Annotated in this window: 15 protein-coding genes; 4 read left to right on the top strand and 11 right to left on the bottom strand. The window is 61.0% G+C overall.

Annotated elements, in window-relative coordinates:
* Positions 1-35: 35 nt before the first annotated feature.
* Positions 36-719: a hypothetical protein gene (locus CIK76_RS13235; protein WP_096287208.1), complete on the bottom strand. Its 684-nt coding sequence runs from the start codon at positions 717-719 to the stop codon at positions 36-38.
* Between the two features lie 105 nt (positions 720-824).
* Here CIK76_RS13235 and CIK76_RS13230 point away from each other — a divergent pair, with 105 nt between their 5' ends.
* Positions 825-1,481: a DNA-3-methyladenine glycosylase gene (locus CIK76_RS13230; RefSeq protein ID WP_176484213.1), complete on the top strand. Its 657-nt coding sequence runs from the start codon at positions 825-827 to the stop codon at positions 1,479-1,481.
* On the opposite strand, the gene CIK76_RS13225 is transcribed toward CIK76_RS13230, so the two are convergent.
* The 9 genes from CIK76_RS13225 to ftsY form a co-directional block, all read right to left on the bottom strand.
* Positions 1,432-2,958, bottom strand: coding sequence for a M23 family metallopeptidase (locus tag CIK76_RS13225; RefSeq protein WP_096287204.1), 1,527 nt, complete (start codon positions 2,956-2,958; stop codon positions 1,432-1,434). The genes CIK76_RS13230 and CIK76_RS13225 overlap by 50 nt on opposite strands.
* A gap of 201 nt (positions 2,959-3,159) precedes the next feature.
* Positions 3,160-3,843 (bottom strand): hypothetical protein, encoded by a 684-nt coding sequence (locus CIK76_RS13220; RefSeq protein WP_096287202.1) that lies wholly within the window; start codon positions 3,841-3,843, stop codon positions 3,160-3,162.
* Positions 3,844-3,860: 17 nt separating this feature from the next.
* Positions 3,861-5,432 carry an SH3 domain-containing protein gene (locus CIK76_RS13215; protein WP_217990392.1) on the bottom strand — a complete coding sequence of 524 codons (1,572 nt, stop codon included), beginning with the start codon at positions 5,430-5,432 and terminating at the stop codon, positions 3,861-3,863.
* 352 nt (positions 5,433-5,784) lie between these two features.
* A complete protein-coding gene (locus CIK76_RS13210) occupies positions 5,785-7,917 on the bottom strand; it encodes an acyltransferase family protein (protein WP_176484211.1) in 2,133 nt (710 codons plus the stop codon).
* A gap of 340 nt (positions 7,918-8,257) precedes the next feature.
* The gene (locus CIK76_RS13205) at positions 8,258-8,905 is read right to left on the bottom strand and encodes a hypothetical protein (RefSeq protein WP_096287196.1); all 648 of its coding nucleotides are present in this window, start codon (positions 8,903-8,905) and stop codon (positions 8,258-8,260) included.
* A 52-nt stretch (positions 8,906-8,957) separates the two neighbouring features.
* Entirely contained in the window at positions 8,958-9,338 is a 381-nt protein-coding gene (locus tag CIK76_RS13200; RefSeq protein WP_096287194.1) for a gamma-glutamylcyclotransferase, read from the bottom strand.
* 66 nt (positions 9,339-9,404) lie between these two features.
* Positions 9,405-9,680 carry an SH3 domain-containing protein gene (locus CIK76_RS13195; RefSeq protein WP_096287192.1) on the bottom strand — a complete coding sequence of 92 codons (276 nt, stop codon included), beginning with the start codon at positions 9,678-9,680 and terminating at the stop codon, positions 9,405-9,407.
* Between the two features lie 27 nt (positions 9,681-9,707).
* On the bottom strand, positions 9,708-10,499 hold the full coding sequence (locus tag CIK76_RS13190) for an SH3 domain-containing protein (protein ID WP_217990391.1): 792 nt from the start codon (positions 10,497-10,499) through the stop codon (positions 9,708-9,710).
* 278 nt (positions 10,500-10,777) lie between these two features.
* Positions 10,778-11,968, bottom strand: coding sequence for a signal recognition particle-docking protein FtsY (ftsY, locus tag CIK76_RS13185; protein ID WP_096287188.1), 1,191 nt, complete (start codon positions 11,966-11,968; stop codon positions 10,778-10,780).
* Between the two features lie 186 nt (positions 11,969-12,154).
* Between ftsY and CIK76_RS13180 the strand changes: the two genes are divergently transcribed.
* The 3 genes from CIK76_RS13180 to CIK76_RS13170 all read left to right on the top strand — a co-directional run bounded on the left by CIK76_RS13180 (position 12,155) and on the right by CIK76_RS13170 (position 17,117).
* On the top strand, positions 12,155-13,408 hold the full coding sequence (locus tag CIK76_RS13180; RefSeq protein WP_176484210.1) for an MFS transporter: 1,254 nt from the start codon (positions 12,155-12,157) through the stop codon (positions 13,406-13,408).
* Positions 13,409-13,515: 107 nt separating this feature from the next.
* Entirely contained in the window at positions 13,516-15,681 is a 2,166-nt protein-coding gene (locus CIK76_RS13175; RefSeq protein WP_096287186.1) for a cell wall-binding repeat-containing protein, read from the top strand.
* 518 nt (positions 15,682-16,199) lie between these two features.
* On the top strand, positions 16,200-17,117 hold the full coding sequence (locus CIK76_RS13170; protein WP_096287184.1) for a GT-D fold domain-containing glycosyltransferase: 918 nt from the start codon (positions 16,200-16,202) through the stop codon (positions 17,115-17,117).
* A 49-nt stretch (positions 17,118-17,166) separates the two neighbouring features.
* Here CIK76_RS13170 and smc read toward each other — a convergent pair whose 3' ends face one another.
* The gene (gene smc / locus CIK76_RS13165) at positions 17,167-20,733 is read right to left on the bottom strand and encodes a chromosome segregation protein SMC (RefSeq protein ID WP_096287182.1); all 3,567 of its coding nucleotides are present in this window, start codon (positions 20,731-20,733) and stop codon (positions 17,167-17,169) included.
* Positions 20,734-20,848: the final 115 nt, after the last annotated feature.

Here is a 20,848-nt window from a genome sequence, read left to right as displayed (position 1 = left end):
CGGCTGCCGGGCCGAGAAATGAATTCTTGCGTCGCTCAGAGCCGTTTGATCTTGACGACCTGGAACTGAGGGACGGTGGTGGACCCTCCGATCTGCGTATCGTAGCTGAGCGCTCCGGAGACTGTGGCGGTGAGCTGAACTATGTCCTCGGCCAGCACATCATCGAGGATGGAGCAGTCGGTGATCCCGTCACCGGCCGTGAAGTATGAATTGTGCTCGAAGTCGTACTTGCCCACATGTGCGTGGGCGACGTTGGCCCGGAAGGAACACAGCCCGGTGGCCGCATCGAATTGCGTGACACGGGCATAGATAATGACGTTCTTATCTACATAAGAGTCCGGCTTCTTCACGATCTGCGCCAGTTCACGCTTGGAGATCTTCTTGGCCTTGTTGGCCTTCTCCTTTTCCGCCTTTTTGGCCGCTTCCTGCTTGGCTTTCTCCGCTTCCTTCTCGGCCTTTTCCTTGGCCTTGCGTTCATCTTCGGCTTTCGCCTCGGCTTGGCGCTGCTCGTCGGCTTCACGCAGTTTCTTCGCTTCGGCTTCCACAGCGTCCAGCTCGGCGCTGACGGCCTCGAGCTGCGCTTGGAGTTCCTGCTTTTCGCTATCCAGCGAGGCGGAGGAAGCCTGGACCGCTTCGAATTCCTCAACTGAAACTCCGCAGGCGGTCAGGGCAAACAGCAGGGCGAGGAAAATGGCCGGAACGGCCATGAGCTTTTTCATTGTGATCCATTCCTTGGGGCGAGTCACCGGACGCCCCATGCGTCCGGTAACAGGCATCATCACATCAACTACCGACAGTTAAGCGGTGCTTGGCATACTTGGATGATGGACCGAGATCTTTTCATCCCAGATGCGCTGCAGGTCGCACCGCGGCTGCTCGGGACGCTATTCTCGGTGGATTCGCCCGAGGGGACCGTGTCCCTGCGCATCACCGAGGTCGAAGCCTATATGGGCCTGGGCAGCGCCGGCCCCTATGACCCGGGCAGCCATTCCAGGGATCGACGCACCGAGCGAAACTCTTCGATGTTCCTGGGCCCCGGGCACGCGTACGTGTATTTCAGCTACGGAATGCATTTTGCAATCAACTTCGTCTGCTCCCCGGCAGGCATAGCCTCGGGAGTGCTGCTCAGGGCAGGCGAGGTAGTCGAAGGCGCGGATCTGGCACGAACCCGCCGGCGTGCGCGGAGAGCCGGCAGGACCATCAAGGATGCCCAGCTGGCCCGCGGGCCCGGGAATCTGGCCCAAGCGCTGGGAGTTACGCGCCCCGAGCACGATGGCCGTGATCTATTCGCCGCCCCGTTCCGGCTGAGCGATCCCCCGCAGCCTCCCGGGCAGATATCCAGCGGTCCGCGGGTCGGGGTGGCGGGCAGCGCCGGTGGCCCCGAATTCCCGTGGCGCTTCTGGCTGCCTGGGGAGCCGACGGTCTCCGCGTTCAGGCGCGGGCCGAACGCCCCGTCGCAGGCCGGGGGAAGTTCGCGCTGAGGCCAGGTGATTCACCGGTGGCTTCGGCCTCCGGCGGCTTGGTCGATTTCTCTTGGGCCGAGGAGCTTGGCTCCTTTGGTTCTTCCGATTCCGGGGGCACCTTGGCGCTGGGCTCGGGCAGCTTGGGCGGCGTTGCGCTGGCGCTGGGGCCGAGCGGGGCGTCCGGGGACGGTTCCGGGGACTGGATCGGCTTGGTGCTCGCGGTCGGTGCGCTGGTTGGCGTGGACGAATTGCTCGGCGGCTGCGGCGCCGTCGGCGCCGTGCTGGGTTCGGGCGACGTGCTCGGCGTCGGCGTAGCCGAAGGCGCCAAGGTTGGCGAGCCGCTGGGGCTTTCGCTCGGCTCCGGCTCGTCGCTCTGGCTGGGCGAGGGCTTGGCCGAGGGAGACTTCGAAGGCGCCGGCGAAGGATCGGGGGTCGGAGATTTCGAGGGCTTTGCCGTAGGCGAGGCCGAGGGCTTTGCCGTAGGTTCGGTCTTCGGCTTTTCCGTGGGCGAGGCCGAGGGCTTTTCCGTAGGTTCAGTCTTCGGCTTTTCCGTGGGCGCAGGTGTCTTCTTCGGTGTGGGGTCCGGCACCGCCGGGGTGTCGTCCTGCGGAACGACCACGTCCGGATTCTGCTCCTTCTTCGAAGGGCGCTCAGGCTGGCCTTTGGGCGCGCTCCGCGCGTCCACCGTCAGCCGCGTCGAGTCGATCAGCGCCGGCCCCTGGCCTGGGATCCGCGGCAGATACAACCTCGGGTCGCTCCAGCGGCCGTTGACCAGCACCTCGAAGTGCACGTGGCAGCCGGTTGAATTGCCGGTGGTTCCGGACAAGGCGATCACCTCGCCTTGCTGCACCCGCTGCCCGACGGCGACCAGCAGCTTCGAATTGTGGCTGTAGCCGGTTTGCACACTGTGCCCGTGGTCGAGTGTCACGCGCATCCCCGAATGCCCGGCCCAGCGCGAGACGCTCACGGTGCCCGACTCGCTGGCGTGCACCGGTGAGCCGCAGGCAATGGGGTAGTCCTGTCCGATATGGATCTGGTGGCCGGCCCCGGTGGGGTTGGCCCGCCACCCGTAGGGGCTTGAGATGCGCCGGGTGGCCACCGGATGCATGAGCTGCAGGTTGCCCGGCAGCTGGCCCACGGAGCCCACCGTCCCGAGCAGCAATGCCCGCTGCGCGGAGCCTTCCGAACCTCGCGGCGGGTTCTGGCCGATGGCCGCCGCGGGGCCGGACGGTGCACCCAACTCATCGGGGACCAGCAGCGGCAGGTCAACGGGACGCCCGTCGATGGCCAATTCCTTGCCCGATCCCCCGAAGGCCGCCAGCGGCGCATACTCGCTGACCGCTATCGGGTAGCTCTCCAGGGTTCCGCCATCCAGCGCAGCCAGTGCCGTTGCGCTCGTTCCGGAGCGGTTTTCGGACGGCAGCGCGAGCAGCGGCCAGGCCAACGCGCCGGTGAGGGTGACCGCGGACAGCGCGGAAGTGCTCCAGACAGCCAACGATTTTCTTCGCTGGACAATTTTGCGCCTGGGCAAAAAGTGGGTTGCATGATGACGGCGATTCACAAAAATTCGGTCCCCCCAAAGCACGAATTCCTTGCAGGACTCAAGGGTATGCCCAATTCCGGAGGGAATCTAGATGCGCAGGGAGATCAGCGGCAACCGATCCTTCGCAAGCGCGGTGCGCGCAGCGCCGCTTCGCTAGTAGTTCCAGGTCCAGCCTCCGGTTTTCTCCGGATCGTAAATCACCTGCCCGGAGGCATCGGGGACGTCCAGCACCAGCTTGCCGCGCACCTGGTCACCGGCACCCACCGCGATATCCAGCGCACCATCCACCTCGCAGGAGTAGGCGGCGATCGTGTCCGTGTCGTAGGACACCGCACGGTTAGCCCCGGGTGAGGTGCCGAAGACCGAGGCGTCCAGCGGCATCAGCGCAATCTCTTCTGCGACGGCCTCCGCGGCCGAGGCGGCAAGGCTGGCGCTGACCTCGAGCAGCAGGAAGGCACCGTTTTCCGGCGTGATCCTTTCCCCGTAGCCGCGCAGGATGCAGGAGTCCAAAACCTCCACGCTGTGCACGGTGATCTCGAATGAGGGTTGGGTTTCCCCCGCAACGGTCAGCTTCCCCGCTTCGCCCAGGGCCTTGACGACCTGGGCCTGGGAATCGACCATGACCTTTTCCCCGGTCTGCGGATCGGTTTTCGCCACATCGGCTAGTTGCTCCGCCAGCTCGTCTCCGGTCGTCTCGGCTTCGGCCGTGGAAGCGCACCCGGTCAGGCCCGCGGCGCCCAGCGCGATCAGTGCCGTCGCGGCGGCGAACGCTAGTTTTTTGGGATTCCTGCGGTCAATCATTGGGTTCTCCAGTTTCCACTTCGCCGGGATGCTCATGAGGTATTGGCCTGCGCCTAGGAACGCTTCAAGAAGTCGCCGGAGGAGATGTATCGGCCCGAATTCTTGACAACTTTTTCGGAGAAGGCGGTCGTCTTATAGGTCCAGGACTGCGAGCCATCGGTCAGTCGCACGTTTTGCCGCGTGTACATGGGCCTGCCCTGGTAGCGCAGCTGGATTTCGTAGATATCCAGTTTTCTGAGCATGCCCGGTCCCCTGGCATCCGAATACTGGAACTGTTCGGCCACCACCGTCTTGGGTCCGTTGGTCAAAAACGTCCAGTTCCGGTTCCAGAGCTGGTAGAGCGATGACCGGGAGAATCGCTGATTCATCGCCTTCTGCTGGAATCCACCCATGACGTTATAGGCGGATTGGCCCGTGCGCAGCGTCCCGTAGACCGCCACCGGATAGGGCCCATGCAGGCGCAGGTTGTCCTTTTCCTTGATGAAGCCGGAAAGCGAACCCACCTTGATCTTGACCCAACCGCCCTCGGCCTTGTGGGTGACGATGACCTTCATTCCCTTGTTGGCGTGGCCTACGGATGCTGCCTTGTAGCTGGGATCCTTGAGCAGGGACAGCGATTTTGTGGTGAAGCGGGCGTAGTCGGAAACGTTGCTGACCGGCGGGAGCGTGCCTGCGGGTTTGTGGCGGTTGGTCACGTCGGTCCAGACCCATTTGCCGTTGACCTTGACCTCGTCGCGGCGGTTTGCGGCGTTCCAGGTCGCCCACTGGACCCTGGTTCCGCGCCCGATGGTGCCGATCTTCTTATCCTGCGTTTGATCCGCGCGGTCGTAGAGGTTCCCGTTTTTCTGGGCGTAGCGGTATTCGGTTCGCGGTGCCGTCCGGTTGGTGACCCCGGCCCAGGCCCAGCGGCCGTTGAGCTTGATTTCGTCTCTGCGGGTCTTGGAATTCCAAGCCCCGTACTGGACCTTGGTCCCGCGGCGGATGGTTCCGGTGGCCTTGCCGCTTGCGGTGTAGACCGGACCGGTGCTTTGCGCATACCGGTATTGCAGGTCCACTCGTTGGCGGTCCGTCACCGCGGTCCAAACCCATTGGCCATCGACCAGGATTTCGTCGCGCCGGCTGCTGGCAGCCCAGCGGCGCACCTCGTACCTTTCACCGAGGTGGATGCGCCCGAGGACCGTGGATTTCTTCGGATCCCAGTGCGAGTAGGTGGCGCCGCTTTGCTGCACGTAGCGATATTGCGTGGACGCCGGATTGCCGCGCAACAGGCTTTGGGGCTCCTGCTTGGCTTCGCCGCCGGTGTTCAGGTACCGGGTGGCAGACCAACCGGTCTTGGATCCCCAGCTGAGCTGGCTCCAGTTGCCCTGCACTTTGCCGGTGAGGCTCACGACGGTTCCCTTGGCCATGGTGCCCAGGGATGCGGAACTAGTCTCGGGTCGCTCGCGCAGCTTCAGGTTCACCGTGGTGCTGGCCGCGCCGGCTTTCTTCCGGTCCGTCACCGGTGCTGCTTGCGCCGATTCCTGCCCGGCGACTTGAACCGGTACGGAGTCGGCCGGCGCTACGCCATGCGCCGGCGGGGCCAGCGACAGCGGCGCCGCCAACGCGAGGAAGCCAACGATTGCCATGAATCGTTGGCCGAGTCTAGGTTGCTTGCGCATTGGACAGCACTCTCCACCCATCGCCCACCAAGGAACTGATTTTCCAGCTATCGATTACCTACCGGAATCCGCCACGATCCCGAGCATAGATAGCCCGGCGATGCCCCGCAAGCTTTTTATCGATTGTTTGTAATTTGTTCATCCTTGCAAGCAGTTCACTTGCCAAACTCCTACGCGGCCGGCTCGCAACAGAGCCAGTGGGCAAGCCCTGGGCGCGGCATAGCTGTGGGGCACGTTTCGTCGACGAAACGTGCCCCACAGCTTTATTCGATTGCTTGTCGCCGAACCGTACCGGCAAGGCGCTGGGTTGCATTTACCCTTAGGACGAGGCGAACAGCTTGTCGTTGTCGAGCGCCGATTTCAGTCGGGCATCCAGTGGTTTGGCCAGGTGCGCGGCCATGGTCTGCGACAGATGAGAGTGATCCCAAAAGGCGATCACCCCGCCAACAACGCCGTGGCACATCTCGTCCCGGCAGAATTTGTCATTCATGCTCAGCGAGACGATATTCGGATCGTCCAGAGAATTCACCGCATCGACCTGTGGATCCATGGGAATCCATTCTTCGGCCGCACCGCTGCATTCGCCCAAGCGTTGCTCATTTTCGGCTACGCAATCGGGCAGGTTATCCATGGTGCTTCCGGGGAATGGGGTATCTCGGATGACCGCGACCTGCGCTCCGGTGTCCTCCCACTCACGCAGGGTCTTTTCAAATGCCTTTTTCGCTGGCTCTGCGGATCCTTCCAGATCTTGCCCGAGCACCGGCAGCGACTGCCGGCTCGATGAGATGACTAGGTCGTAGTCCTTTTTCTCGATCTCGCCGGTGACCCACCCGGCGTACTCGGTGCAGCCCTCGATGGAGGCTTGCTCGTCATAGTCCTGCGGCTCGCCCATCACGGCGCAGCGGCTGATCAGGTAGGTGTCCAGCGCCCAACCGCGCTTTTCTGCAATGGACTTCAATGCAGGCACCCACTGCCCAGCATGCGAGTTGCCGACGAGAGCAACCTTGATTTTCCCTTCGCCGAAGCTGCACACGGGACGCTCGGAGTAGTTGTCACCTTGGCCGGCGAAGCAGTCGTCCTTGTAGATATCGGGCTTGTCCTCCTTGGCCATGATGGGCGCCGGAGCTAATTGCTGATATCTGTCCGGAATGCCCTTTTTGGCCACGCAATCATCCGTCAGCCCGTTGGACGCAAAGCAATCGACGCCGACTTGGGCGCTAACCCGCTTGACCGACGCGGTGATGTCCTTGGACTCCTCCATGATGGCGCCGCTCATCGAATAGAACGCGCCGGCGGCCAAGGCCAAGGTCGCGGAGCCTGCAAGCAAGAAGCGCGGAGCGCTGAAATGCTTGGATACCTCGATGAACTTGCGGAAGCGGACTTCCACGAGCTTCTGCGTGAGCACCGACAGCACCAAGGTCAGAGCCAGCGCACCGAGCTGGGCCGCCACTCCAAAATCTGCCACCACGTAGGGGGCAAGGATCAGTATCGGCCAGTGCCACAGGTAGATGGCGTAGGAATTATCGCCGAAGAAACCCATGAAGCGGTTTGCCAGCAACTTGTTCGGAGACCACTTGTGTGTCGAATGAGCTAGCAGCAGCAGAGCGGTGCCAAGGACCGGAATCAGTGCAATGTATCCGGGGAAAGGCATCTCGCCGTCGAAGCTCAGCGCACTGAACACGATGGCCGCTAACCCCACCCAGGTGGCCAGCATACTCAGCACGCTATTCTTTGCGGCGTAGGCTCGCTTGCCCAACGCAGCGACCAACGCGCCTGCGGCAAATTCCCATGCACGGGTGAAGGTCGAGAAGTAGGCGGTGCCCGCATCATTGGCCGTAGCGTACATGGAATACCCCAGGGACAAGGCGAAGATCAGCCCGACGCCGGCCAAGGCAACGTTGCGCCGGTTCCATCCCAAACGCACGGCCGCCATGATCAGCGCACCAATGAGAATCGGCCAGACCAGATAGAACTGCTCTTCGCCCGAGAGGGACCAGAAGTGCTGGAAGGGGCTTGGAGAATCCGCCTCGGCGAGATAGTCGACCTTGGAGGTGGCCAGGTACCAGTTCTGGAAATAGAAGGTGGCCGCGATGGCCTGGAATCCCCAGTCCTGCCAGAGGGTGATCGGTGCCAGCAGCCAAACTCCGACGAGGGCACTGAGGATCACCAGAAATGAGGCGGGCAGCAGGCGCTTGACGCGGCGCATCCAGAATTGCGCTACGTCCTTGATGTTCTGCGGTGGGCGTTTGATCAGGTGCGTGGTGATCAAGAATCCGGAGATCACGAAGAAGACGTCGACCCCGACAAATCCGCCGGGCAGTGCGGTGGGCCAGAAGTGATAGAGCACCACGATTCCCACCGCGATGGCACGCAGCCCTTGGATGTCCCCACGGAAAACCGCCGGTTTGGGTTGTGGCGCGGACGCGACAGTCTTGGTTTGCTGCAGGCTCACGTGCGGCGGGATCCTTTGTCCGGGGATAGGTTCGCAAGGCAAGACGGGGTAAGCGCGGCTTGCCAACGTAGAAACGGCCTCGAATAATCGAGGCCTACTTTTCATGTCTATCGATCTAAGCTGAACAAAGACTGAACAGTTACCTAATCTTAGCTTGACGCGGGAGCGGCTTGATCTGCATCTATATATAAACTTCCCTACCCATCGGTGCATTCAAGGGGGTTGTTGCCCATCTGCATCGATGGCATTGTGACCCAAGGCTCAGCAAAATTCGGTAATTGCGGGCAAAAGGATTCGGGGGTGCGCAAGCATTCCCGGCAGCACCGGCATCCGTTGCTGGCTAGAATCCCCAGGTCCAACCGCCGGTTTTCTCCGGATCGTAGATCACCTGGCCTGAGCTGAACGGCGAATCGAGCATCAACTGACCGGTGACCGTATCCCCGGCTCCGACCGCAATATCCAAGGCGTTCGGCACCTCGCATGAATAGGATGCAATGGTATCCAGGTCATAGGTGATGTTCTCGTTCTCCCCCTGCGATACCCCAAAGACCGACGCGTCCAGCGGCATCAAGGCAATGTCCTCATCCACCGCGGCTGCTGCGGAGGCATCGAGGGTTGCGCTGATGTCGAGCAGCAGAAAGGTGCCGTTTTCGGGTTCGAGCTGTTGGCCGAACCCGCGAAGTTGGCAACTCTCCAAGGCCTGCACCTTCCTGACCGTGATTTCGAACGAAGGCGCTCGCTCGCCTTCGACGGTGAGTTTTCCAGCCTCGCCAAGTTTCTTGACCACCTGTGCTTCGGAATCCACATAGACCTTCGCCCCGGTCTGCGGATCGGTGGCTGCTACATCTGCAATCTGCTGTTCCGCGGTATCGCTGGCCTGCGCCGGAGGGCCGTCGTTGGCGTTGGCCATGACCACGGCGCCGGTGACCGCGCCGGCGGCGAGCAATGCACCGGTGGTGAGCCCGATAACCCGTTTGTTCGTGTTCATGGTGCGGCCTTTCCGCTTGAGCCGCCGGCGGGCGGCAGGGTGATGATCCTGGCTAGGAGCGCTTGAGGAAATCGCCGGAAGAAATATACCGGCCCGAGTTCTTCACGACCTTCTCGGATTCGCTCGTGGTCTTATAAGTCCACGACTGCGAACCGTCTGTCATGCCGACCCGCTGCCTGGTATACATCGGCTTGCCGTTGTACTTCAGTTGGCTCTCGTAGATGTCCAGCTTTCGGAGCATCTCCGGTCCGCGCGAGTCGGAGTATTGGAACTGTTCGTTGACCACCGTTCCACTGCCGTTGGTCAGGAAGGTCCAGTTGGCGTTCCACAGTTGATACAGCGAAGACCGTGCAAAGCGCTGATCCATCACCTTCTGCTGGAATCCCGCCATCAAGTTGTAGGCCGACTGTCCGGTGCGAAGCGTGCCGTACACGGCAATCGAGTACGGTCCATCTTGGCGGAGGTCATAGGATTCTTTGACGTAGCCGGTGCGGCTGCCCTAGTTCACCCTGACCCAACCGCCTTCGGCCTTGCCGGTGATAGTGACCTTATCCCCCTTTTTCAGAGTAGTCAGGATGCTGTCATACGGGTCACTGCGCGGGGTCTTGCGCAAGGGAGCATTCTTGGAGCCAAAACGCCCGTAAGGCGAAACGGAAATGGTATCCGGGATATATCCGGGAGGCTTCATGCGGTTGGTGACCCCGGTCCAGACCCAGCGGCCGTTGTGCAGGATCTCGTCCCGGCGGTTTGCCGAGCTCCAGGCGCCCCAACGCACCTTGGTGCCGCGCGAGATGGTTCCGACTTAGGTGTCGCTGGATTTATCGGCCTTGTTGTAGGTGCTTCCGTTTTCCTGTGCGTAGCGGTACTGCGGCGAGACATACGGCCTGTCAGTCACCGAACTCCAAACCCATTTGCCGCCGACCAGGATTTCATCGCGCCGGTTTGCGGAGTCCCAGCGCCGATATTCGTATTTTTCGGAGTGGTGGATGCGGCCAACGACCCTCGAGTTGCTCTTGTCCTGATGGGAGTAGATTGGGCCGCTCTTGTAGACGTAGCGGTACGCTTTGGCGGGGCGCACCTTGGTGACCTTGGAGGATGGCACCCAGCCGTAGTAGTAGGCCGTTTTGATTTGCGACCACGAACCGCTGACGTTGAGCAGGCTGACCTGGGTGCGGAAATTAACCCCGTCAATCGCACGGTTGTCATTTGCTTCCGCGAAGATCTGGGTGAATGAGGTCATGTACCGCACCGATTCGTCCTTGGTATAGGTGCGTGTTTCCAGATATTGGCTGGCAGCCCATCCGGTCCTGGATCCCCATTTCAGCTGGCTCCACGCACCGTCTTTCTTGCCGGTCAGCGTGACGACAGTTCCCTTGCTCATCACCCCGTAGGAGGTGGAATTCGTGGTCGGCTGGGAGCGCAGGTTCAGGTTGACCGTGGTTCGCGTCTCGGTGACTCGTTTAATGTATTTGGAAGGTGGCGCATTTTCGGGGTCGAAAGCACCGCTCGCTACGCGAATATTCTGTGCCTCGAGCCCAGAATTCGTTGGGGCGCGGTGGCCGGTGCGGTCAGCCCAAAGGCCAGCATGGCGCACAATGTCACCCACACCGTCAGGGCGTTGCGGGGTTTTAGGTGTTCAGGTGCCATGAGTTGTTCCTCTGATCCCCGCGCCATTGCGGGAGTCCAAGTTGTCCGGCTACGCCAGCTGAGGTTGCACCGGACCTGTGGCCTTCGATGATAGACCTCTGAACCCATTAGTACAACACTTATAGCTTTAAGTTCTTATTGAAGAGGCCAAAGCCGGTTAATGCAAGAGGCACCTGGCGCTGTACCGAAGTACAGGGCCAGGTGCCTCTTGCCGGATTTCGAAGATTAGCCTTCGAGCAGCGCGTCCACGAATGCTTCTGGATCAAACGGCGCCAGATCATCCGGGCCCTCGCCCAGACCCACGAGCTTCACCGGAACACCGAGCTGTCGCTGGATGGCCACGACGATGCCGCCCTTGGCGGTGCCGTCAAGCTTGGTCAGCACGATGCCATTGACGTTGACGACCTCGGAGAACACCTTGGCCTGGGCCAAGCCGTTCTGCCCGGTGGTGGCGTCCAAGACGAGCAGCACCTCGTCGATGGTTGCCTTCTTCTCGACCACGCGCTTGATCTTGCCAAGTTCGTCCATCAGGCCGACCTTGTTCTGCAGGCGCCCGGCGGTGTCGATCATGACGATGTCGACTTCCTGGTCGATGCCGGCCGAGACCGCTTCGAAGGCTACGGATGCCGGATCCGCGCCGTCGATCTCCGAACGCACGGTGGGCACGCCCACCCGGTCACCCCAGGTAGCCAGCTGCTCGGCGGCTGCGGCACGGAAGGTATCCGCCGCTCCGAGCAGAACGTCCTTGTCCTCGGCAACCAGCACGCGGGCGAGCTTGCCGATGGTGGTCGTCTTGCCCACCCCGTTGACGCCAACCACCATGATGATGCTTGGCCGGTCCGGATGCGGGGCAGGCAGGTAGCTGCGGTCCAGAGAGGGGTCCACCAGCTTGAGCAGCTCTTCACGGAGCATTGCCTTCACCCGCTGCGGGTCGCGGCTGCCTTCAACCTTCACTCGCTCGCGCAGGGCGTCCACGAGTTCGAGGGCTGGTTCGGTGCCGAGATCCGCCAGCAGCAGGGTCTCTTCAATCTCTTCCCAGACGTCCTCATCAATCGAGTCCTGGCTGAGCAGGGCCAGCAGGCCCTTGGAGAACATGTTGTTCGACTTGGTCAGGCGAGCGCGCAAGCGCGCCAGACGTCCCTGCACCGGCTCCGGAACATCCAGTGCCCGGGCGGCGGGAGCCGCCGGCTCAACGGGAGGTTCTTCGGTCAGTACTGCGCCAGCTGGGCTCTGCCCGTCTGCCGGGATATCGCCTGGCTCGGCTGAGGACGCGCTGGTTGGCGTATCGTCTGCGTCGCGCTCGGAAGTGTACGGAGTCTTGGGCTTGCGCCCCTTGGCCACGAACGCGATGACACCAATGGCCACCACGGCGATGACCGCGACAATGATAATGGTAAATAATAGCTGATCGGTCACGAGTGAAATTCTCTCATAGTCTTGCCAAGCCGATGCGCTTAGGACCCGCACGAGTGTTCGGTCACCAGTTGAACGCCGGCTCGCCAAGACGGCATAGACTTGCTGTGGCCTTACCGCCAGCAGTTTTCATTGTCCTCAAGAAAGGTCTCGCCACGCTGTCGCGATGACAGTTTGGAACCGGTCACCATGCCACGTCTACGATCGACTAAGCCACGTCCGCCAATCCCCCGTGAAATCGGGATCCTCTTGGTCGCAGCCTTCATCATTGCCTTGGGCTTCGGGCTCATTGCACCGATCTTGCCGCAGTATGCGGTGAGCTTTGATGTCGGCGCAGCCGCCGCCAGCGTGATCGTCAGCATCTTTGCCTTTACCCGGCTGATCTTCGCACCGGTCGCGGGCGTGCTGGTGGGCAAGCTGGGCGAACCGCGCATCTATGTCACCGGCGTGCTGCTGGTTGCGGTCTCCACGCTGCTGTGCGCGGTCGTCCAGGATTACACGCAGTTGCTGATCGCGCGTGGGCTCGGCGGCTTCGGCTCCACCATGTTCACCATCTCGGCGATGGCGCTCATTGCCCGTCTGGCACCGCAGGAATCGCGCGGCCGGATCTCCGGCATGTATGCCGGTTCTTTCTTGCTCGGCAACGTGATCGGCCCGGTGCTCGGCAGCCTCTTGGCCCCCTTTGGCATGCGCATCCCCTTCGTCATCTACGGCACCGCCCTGGTGATCGCCGCGGCCGTCGTCTATTTCGCGCTGGGACGCCGGCGTGACCTGGACAAGGATCCGGCCAGGAACGGCGCCGCCTCGGCGGTGGAGGTGGTCACCACCCGCGAAGCGCTGAGCTCTCCGGCCTACCGGGCGGCCCTGGCCTCGGGCTTCAGCTATGGATGGCTGGCTTTTGGCATTCGCACCAGCATGATTCCGCTCTTCGCGCTGGCGGTCTTCGGCGAGGACCTCGGCCCGAAGGTCGCCGGCATCTCGCTGGCCATCTTTGCCGTCGGCAACGGAATCGCGCTGACCTTCTCGGGCAAGCTCACGGATCGTATCGGACGAAAAATCCCGATCCTGGTGGGCATGACGGTGCTGCTCGGTTCCATTGTGGCCATGGGATACTTCACCTCGCTGGCCGGGTTCATCATCCTTTCGGTCTTGGCCGGTTTTGGCGGCGGCATCTTGGGCCCAGCCCAGCAGGCGGCCGTGGCAGATGTCATTGGCTCGGGACGCAACGGGGGCAAGGCACTGGCCGGATTCCAGATGTTCACGGACCTCGGAGCCATTATCGGCCCGCTGATCGCCGGGGCCATGGCGGACGCCATCAGCTACCAGGTGGCGTTGAGCGCCTCGGGAGCCGCTTGCCTCATCGGCGTGGTCGCGTGGCTGCTGGTTCCCAAAACCATTCGCCCGGTGGCCGTCGATACGGAGAACGCAAATCAAGGCAAATAACTGATGTTTCCCGTTTCCGCGCGCGGAACAGGGCGACTTTTGTTTGCCGATTTTATAGACTGGGGGGAATCACCGCTTACGCACTCGCATTCCCTACAGGAGTCTTTATGCCTGAACACCGTTGGGCAGGCTCACGCCTGCTTGCATTATCCCTGGGGGCGGCACTGGTTTTGCCGCTGGCCGCCACAGCACCAGCCGTGGCTCAACCTGCCGTAGAAACCGCCCCTGCCGTATCGCCCTCCCCCACGCCCTCGCCGAGCGTCTCCGCTAAGCCGACGAGCACCGAACCTTCGACGCCAGCGAGCACCCCGAGCCTTGCCGGGTCCGCGGCCAAGGCCATCGAAGACGGTTTGGCCAAAAGCACCGAACTTTCGGCCGAAGAACGTATTTCGCTGGCCGACCTTGCCATGGATGCCCTCGGCGAAGACTTCATCGACGCGACCATGGGCCAAGGCCAGAAGCGTATCGATGAGTCCGGAGACCCAACCGCTCCGACGCTGGCAGAGCTCGCCGACCTAGCGCAAGAGGTCGCCGACGAAACCGGGCAGAAGGAAGAGCTGGACCTCGCGGTGCCGGGGTCGCTCGAAGAGTTGCGCACCTGGCGCCCGCCGGGAACGTTGGGAATCGATGTCTCCCACCACCAAGGGACCGTCGACTGGACGCAGGCCTATAAGAATGGCGCGCGCTTCGGCTACATCAAGGCCACCCAGTCATGGCCTTCCTCCCTCTTCAAAGATCCAAAGTTCAATGCGAACTATGCCGCTTCGCGCAACGCAGGAGTCATCCGCGGCGCCTACCACTTCGCCATGCCGGCCCACTCTTCCGGCGCAGCCCAAGCCAAGGAGTTCCTGGCCAATGGTGGCGGATGGTCTGCCGACGGCAAGACCATGCCTCCATTGCTGGACATCGAATGGAACCCGTACTCGGCCAAGGCCTACCCGCAGGGCAAGGGCGATATGTGCTACGGCATGACTCCGGCCCAGACAGTGAACTGGATCAAGAGCTTTGGCAGCACCATCAAGGCGAGCACCGGACGCCTGCCGATGATCTACACCGCCCAGTCCTGGTGGGATAAATGCACCGGCGATTCCGAGGCCTTCAAGTCCTGGCCGCTGCACGTCTCAGTGTTCCCGACTTCAGATACCTCGACCAAGAATCCACGCGAACTTCCCGAAGGCTGGAAGACCTTCAACGTATGGCAGTATTCGTCAAACTCAAACCTTATTGGTAATTCAAAGAATGTTGATGCCAATGTGTGGAACGGCAACCTGACTTCGCTGAAGGATTTCGCGAAGAATACGCGCAGCACCCCATACAAGATGGTGACCTCTTACTTGGGCGATATGGACGTCTGGCCCACCCGGTTAGATCCCGTACGACTTTACGGACAGCGCTGGTTTGATACTCCGGTGGCGATTTCCAAGCGCACCTTCCCTTCTTCGGCTTCCACCGTGGTGATCACCTCCGGTGAACGCTTCCCCGACGCCCTCGCCGGATCGCCCCTTGCCTCGTTGAAAAATGCGCCGCTGCTCTTGACTCAGAAGAATTCTTTGCCCTCTTCGGTGGCCGCCGAGCTGAAACGGCTGAAGCCAAAGAACATCATTGTCTTGGGCGGTCCGATTGCCATCAGCGACAGTACCGTCAAGAAGATTAAAGCCTATGGCCCGGTGACCCGAATATGGGGCAACAATCTCTACGACACCAGCGCCCTAATTTCCAAGAATTGGAAGACTTCGAACCAGGTGTTCCTGGCAACCGGCGAGCGATTCGAAGACGCAATGTCGCTGGCAGCCGTAGCTTCCGGACGCGAGGCTCCGATGCTGCTGACCAAGAAGGCCGCGGTTCCGGCGGCAACCATTCGCGAGCTCAAGCGCCTGAAGCCAACTCGCGTGTATCTGGCCGGCGGACCGCTCGCCATTTCCGCGAAGGCCGAACGCCAGGTACGCAATGCGGTTCCCAACGCGAAGGTGATTCGCTATGAGGGGGCCACGCGCTATGACACCAGTGCGCTGATTGCCAAGACCTTCTGGCCCAAGGGTTCACAGCGTCAGTTTGTGGCCACGGCCGACGATTTCCGTGACGGGCTCACCGGCGCCGTGATTGCTTCTTACAATGATGCGCCCTTGTTGCTGACCAAGAAGAGCTGCATGCCGTCTTCGGTGGCCAGCGCCATGCGGTCCATGAAGGGCTGGACCAATGTCTTGCTCGGTGGCCCGGTGGTGCTGGACGAGACCGTGGCCTATAAGAAAAATGGCCAGCAGAATATCTGCTGATCGATCTTGGCTAGATAGTTCAGAAAGGCTCGGAGGGTTGCTCCCTCCGAGCCTTTCACATATCCAGAATGCCCGAACATCCTCGACCACTCTGGGTGCAGCTTCAAGCTCTGCGATGAGCCGACATTCCTCGGAATATTGTTAGTTATTTGTGTTACGTCGCAGGACGATGACTGCATCAACACATCGGTGGCTGTTCCGCTGGTTTGGTGGTGACACTTTCACCTATAATTAACAACTTCCGGTTGCAATTAGTATGAAGCCCACTACATCCGCGTGACTTGGCCAGTGACGAGTATCGAACCGGTTGATCCGCGTACCCGTCTAGCACTAGCCCAATGGCCTGATTATGCCCCGCATGGTGCCTTGACCAAGTTCTTCCAACTTCTTGGGTTCACTGCATGTTCCAAGTATTTACCGAGGCCAAACGGTTAATGAACCGTGGCAGACCCTGCAATACTTGAATTGACCACTGCTACCACGATCGGTTGCATGATTTCTAGTTCCGGAGGATCTACATGTTAGAAAAACTCAAAAAGGCTGCCGACCGTGTTTTCAATGTTAAATTGGTCAATGGAAAACCTATCCCTGTTTCCCTTGAAAACTCGATGACTGATACCAAGGAGATCGAGAAGATACTTCGGCAGCTCCACGGCGAACTAAAGTCACAAAAACGCGAATTAGAGACAATTCGACTATCTGCTACGTCAGATATCATGCAGTCCGTATCCACTTTCCATTCCCGTCAGGTCATGTCATTCAGAGAATCACTCAATGTCTTGGCGACAACAGATAAGTCACTGGCACGATTTGGAGACGGAGAATTTCGGCTGATGCAGCTGAGCGATTTTAATCTCCGTTTTCAGGCCAATTCGCCGGATCTACAAGTCGCGTTGCGTGAAGTGTTCACTAGCGAAAATGACAAGTTACTGATTGGATTCCCGCAGTTATTCCGAGATGCTCATTGGTCAGGTGTGTACCAGGAACTGTGGCCAAATTTGAAGGAACTAATCCTTTCTTCCCAGTCTTTTGCCAATGCACACATGACCCGACCACAAGCATTCTCCGTTCTCGGAGACGAAGCGGTGCGCCTGTGGCGAAAGGTTTGGGAAGGTAAAAAAGTTGTCTTTGTTACCGGTGCCGATTCACGCTTTGAATTGATCCCTGAGCTCTTCGACAACCTCGCTGGCCACGAGACGGTCCTCTCTAAGTCGGTAGATGCTTACACAGATCTACCTCGCTTAACAGAGACGCTGAGCGATATAAACGCAGACATGGTTCTTATCGCACTAGGACCGAGCGGAACAATCCTCGCCTCGAAGCTGGCTAATCTTGGCGTACGTGCCCTCGATATAGGGCACTTGCCAAATAGCTACCAAAATGTGTTTAAGGGTGCTCAGCGCCCAGAGTCTATTCCGGTGACTCGGAAAGCCTAACCCCTTCTGATTTAGGTCGGGCCAGCGTAACGCGGGCCCGACCTGAATTCTATTTTGTTCTACTGAGCTTCTGGCTAATCACCGTGGAGACACCGTCCCCGCGCATGGTCACCCCGTAGAGCGCGTCGGCAACTTCCATGGTCTTCTTCTGGTGCGTGATAACAATGAGCTGGGACGCTTCCCGGAGCTCCTCGAAGACGGTGATCAGGCGCCCCAGATTCACGTCATCGAGCGCGGCCTCAACCTCGTCCATCACATAGAAGGGCGAGGGGCGCGCCTTGAAGATCGCCACCAGCAGCGCCACGGCGGTCAGCGAGCGTTCGCCGCCGGAGAGCAGGGAGAGCCGCTTGATCTTCTTGCCCGCAGGGCGCGCCTCGACCTCGATGCCGGTGGTGAGCATGTTCTCCGGGTCGGTGAGCACCAGCTGGCCCTCTCCCCCGGGGAAAAGGCGTTCGAAGATTCTTTTGAACTGCACCGCGGTGTCGTTATAGGCCTCGGTGAAGACGCGTTCCACATGTGCGTCTACATCCTTGATGATCTGCTGCAGATCGCTTCGCGACTTCTTCAGATCCTCCAGCTGTCCGCTGAGGAATTTATGCCGCTCTTCCAGGGCCGCAAATTCCTCCAGCGCCAGCGGGTTGACCTTGCCTAGGGCCGCGAGGTCCCGCACGGCCTTTTTCAGCCGTTTTTCCTGCTCCGCCCGGTCAAAGGGCTTGGTCCCGAGGAGATTGCCTTCTTCATCCACGTTTTGGCGAAGCTCGGCCCATTTGTCATCGGGGTCCGCTTCTTCGGGAATCAGCTGGTCCGGGCCGAAGTTGGCGATCAGGTGATCCGGGGAGAGTCCCAGATCTTCCAAGGACTTGCTCTCCAGGGCCTCGATGCGCATGCGAAGTTCGGCGCGCGCCATTTCGTCGCGGTGCACCGCGTCGGAAAGGCGGGCGAGTTCCGCGGTCAATTGCTCGGCTTCGGCCCGCTGGCTGGAGAGCAGCTGGTCCAGCTCATGCTGCTTGCCGGTCAGCTCTTCACGTTCCTGGGCCGCCAGGCCCACCGAAACCTCGATGAACTGCAAGACGCGTTCGGCGGCTTGTGCCACGCGTTGCGCATTGGCCGCTTGCGCCCGGCGTTCCTCGGCACGGCGGGCGGCCACCTCGCGGTGGGTACGCTCGGCTGCGGCGGTCCGGCGCAGCCCCTCCACGCGCGAGCGCAGGGCGCTGACGCGTTCCTCGCTGCTGTGCAGGGCAAGGCGAGCTTCCAGTTCGCGCTGGCGGGCCGAGGAGGCGGCATCCGCCAGGGCCGCCCGCCCGGCATCATCTACGGCGTCTTCCTCTTCGTCTTCGGAAGCCATCTCCATGCGTTCGGTGATCTCTTCCAAGGACTCTTGCTCGAGTTCAAGCTTTTCCCGGGTCGCCAGAACCCGGTGGTGCAAGGTGTCTTTATCGGTGCGCGCTGTGCGAAGCTTCTGCCCCAGCTTGGCCAGGTAGCTGGAGATCTCATCGATGCTGGCATCCGACTCGGCCAGCGCACCTTGGGCGTCCTCGTAAGCCAGTTGCGCCTCGGAGAGCACCGGGGCCCGGGCTGCCAGGCTGGCTTCGCAGTCTTCCAGCTCTCGCTGGGCGGTGGATAGCTCGGAGGCCGTCTGCTCTACCAGGGCCTGTTGGGCAATGAGTGATGCTCCGGCCGAGTCGCCCACGGAGCTTCGCAACGCGGAGACCGTGGTGCCTTCCAGGGTGGTGAACTGAGCGTGTGGGTCGATTTGAAGAAGCGCTGCGGCTTCGGTGAGATCCTCCACGACGTAGTGGTGCGCAAACAGCGCGTCCAGGAGATTGCCGATCTCCGGTCCCGCAGCGACGACGTCCCGGGCGGCGATCGCGGCAGACCTTGGCGACTGGACGCTTGTATGAGTGGCCAAGGCATGGACAAAGCTCGCATGCGTGGCTTCGTCCGTGCCGATGGCCTCAAGCAGTTGCAGCGCAGAGTCTTGATCCCGGGTGACCAAGGATTCTGCCGATTCGCGAAGGATTGCAGAAATTGCCTGCTCATATCCGGGAGTGACCGAAATAAGCTCGCCGAGGCGGCCCAAGATCGCCTCCGGCGCCTGCTGGATGATTCTTTCGGAATGATCGTCGCGTTTGGTGTTGAGCTGCAATGCATCAAGGCGGGCCTTCAGTCCGGAAATCTGGACCGAGAGTTCGCGTTCCTGCGTGGCGGCTTCGGACTGCGCGCTGGTGTGCAGAGAGTATTCCTTTTCCGCACGGTCGAATTCGTCGTTCAACGCGGATTCCCTGGCCAGGCGATGCTCTAGTTCCACCGAAAGCTCGGCGTGCGACTTCGCGTCCGCGTCGAGATCCGCGTCAAAGGAGCGCAACCCGTCTTCCAGGCGCGCAATCTCCGCCCGCGTGACATCCACCCGGCTGCGCGCCGAGGCGACTTGGGACGCCAGGCGCGACATGCCTTCGCGGCGGTCGGCGGCCGCGCGCAGCAGCGCGGCCATCCGCTGTTGTTCGGCCCGCGATTGCTCCTCGGCCAATTCCTTGGCTTCGATTGCCTCGGCCAGGATTTCATGCCGGTCTTCAACCGATTCCTCGAGCTCTGCCAGCTCTTCGGCTAAGCGCTCCGCTTGGGATTCCAGCCGGTCCGGGTCGCGGCTCGAATCAAAGTGCGCCTGGTTGCCTTCCAACAGCTTCCCGCGTTCACGTGCCAAGGCGGCCAGGGAACGGAATCGTTCGGACTGGGTAGTCAGCGCCACCCATGAATCGTTGATCAGGCCGAGCCGTGGCGCCAGTAGTTCCATTTCGCCGGTCAGCTTGGCCACATGCTTCTTGACATGTTCCAGCTTGAGGTTGGTTTCTTGCTGGCGAGCTTGGATCTTGGTCTCATCATCAATGTCCTGAGCCAACTTGTTGTTCAGCGACACCAGGTCATCGGCGAGAAGCCTCGCCTTGGCATCACGCACATCGAGCTGCACGCTCTGCGCACGGCGCGCTATTTTTGCCTGGCGTCCCAGCGGCGCCAGTTGCCGGCGCACCTCCGAGTTCAAATCCTCAAGACGGTCCAGGTTGCCCTGCATGCCCTGGAGCTTGCGGAGGGTTTTCTCCTTGCGCCTGCGGTGCTTGAGCACGCCTGCGGCTTCTTCAATGAAACCGCGGCGGTCCTCGGCCGTGGCGTGCAAAATTCTATCCAGCTGGCCCTGGCCGACAATGACGTGCATTTCACGGCCCAGGCCGGAATCCGAGAGCAGTTCTTGGATATCCAGCAGTCTGCACGAAGATCCATTGATGGCATATTCGGATCCGCCGGCGCGAAAGAGGGTTCGCGAAATGGTGACTTCCGCATAATCGATGGGAAGCTTGCCGTCGGCGTTGTCGATAGTCAGCGACACGTGGGCGCGGCCCAAGGGGGCACGACCGGAGGTGCCTGCGAAGATGACGTCTTCCATCTTGCCGCCACGCAGGGTCTTGGCCCCTTGCTCCCCCATCACCCAAGCCAGTGCATCCACCACATTGGACTTGCCTGATCCGTTGGGGCCGACCACGGCGGTGACGCCGGGCTCGAATTCAAAGGTGGTTGCCGAGGCAAAAGACTTGAATCCGCGAACGGTGAGAGTCTTCAAATGCACGGCGTAAAGTTCCTATGTTTGGCGTTGTGTCGCTATGGTTGGCTAGGGGAATCCATCCAATCCTTGCTCGTAATTCTAGCGAAGCGATGCCTCGATTGGGTGTTTCCCGCTCGCT

This window comes from Glutamicibacter sp. BW80 (assembly GCF_002332385.1).
Classification (GTDB): Bacteria; Actinomycetota; Actinomycetes; order Actinomycetales; family Micrococcaceae; genus Glutamicibacter.
Note: the sequence above shows the minus strand (reverse complement) of the source record. Positions and strands in the feature narration are given on the sequence as shown.

Excerpts from the sequence above, each read along its gene's own strand:
- CIK76_RS13180 (WP_176484210.1), top strand. The coding sequence starts at position 12,155 with ATGCCACGTCTACGATCGACTAAGCCACGTCCGCCAATCCCCCGTGAA.
- CIK76_RS13170 (WP_096287184.1), top strand. The coding sequence starts at position 16,200 with ATGTTAGAAAAACTCAAAAAGGCTGCCGACCGTGTTTTCAATGTTAAA.
- CIK76_RS13215 (WP_217990392.1), bottom strand. The coding sequence starts at position 5,432 with ATGGCAATCGTTGGCTTCCTCGCGTTGGCGGCGCCGCTGTCGCTGGCC.
- CIK76_RS13220 (WP_096287202.1), bottom strand. The coding sequence starts at position 3,843 with ATGAGCATCCCGGCGAAGTGGAAACTGGAGAACCCAATGATTGACCGC.
- CIK76_RS13205 (WP_096287196.1), bottom strand. The coding sequence starts at position 8,905 with ATGAACACGAACAAACGGGTTATCGGGCTCACCACCGGTGCATTGCTC.
- CIK76_RS13230 (WP_176484213.1), top strand. The coding sequence starts at position 825 with ATGGACCGAGATCTTTTCATCCCAGATGCGCTGCAGGTCGCACCGCGG.
- CIK76_RS13175 (WP_096287186.1), top strand. The coding sequence starts at position 13,516 with ATGCCTGAACACCGTTGGGCAGGCTCACGCCTGCTTGCATTATCCCTG.
- CIK76_RS13235 (WP_096287208.1), bottom strand. The coding sequence starts at position 719 with ATGAAAAAGCTCATGGCCGTTCCGGCCATTTTCCTCGCCCTGCTGTTT.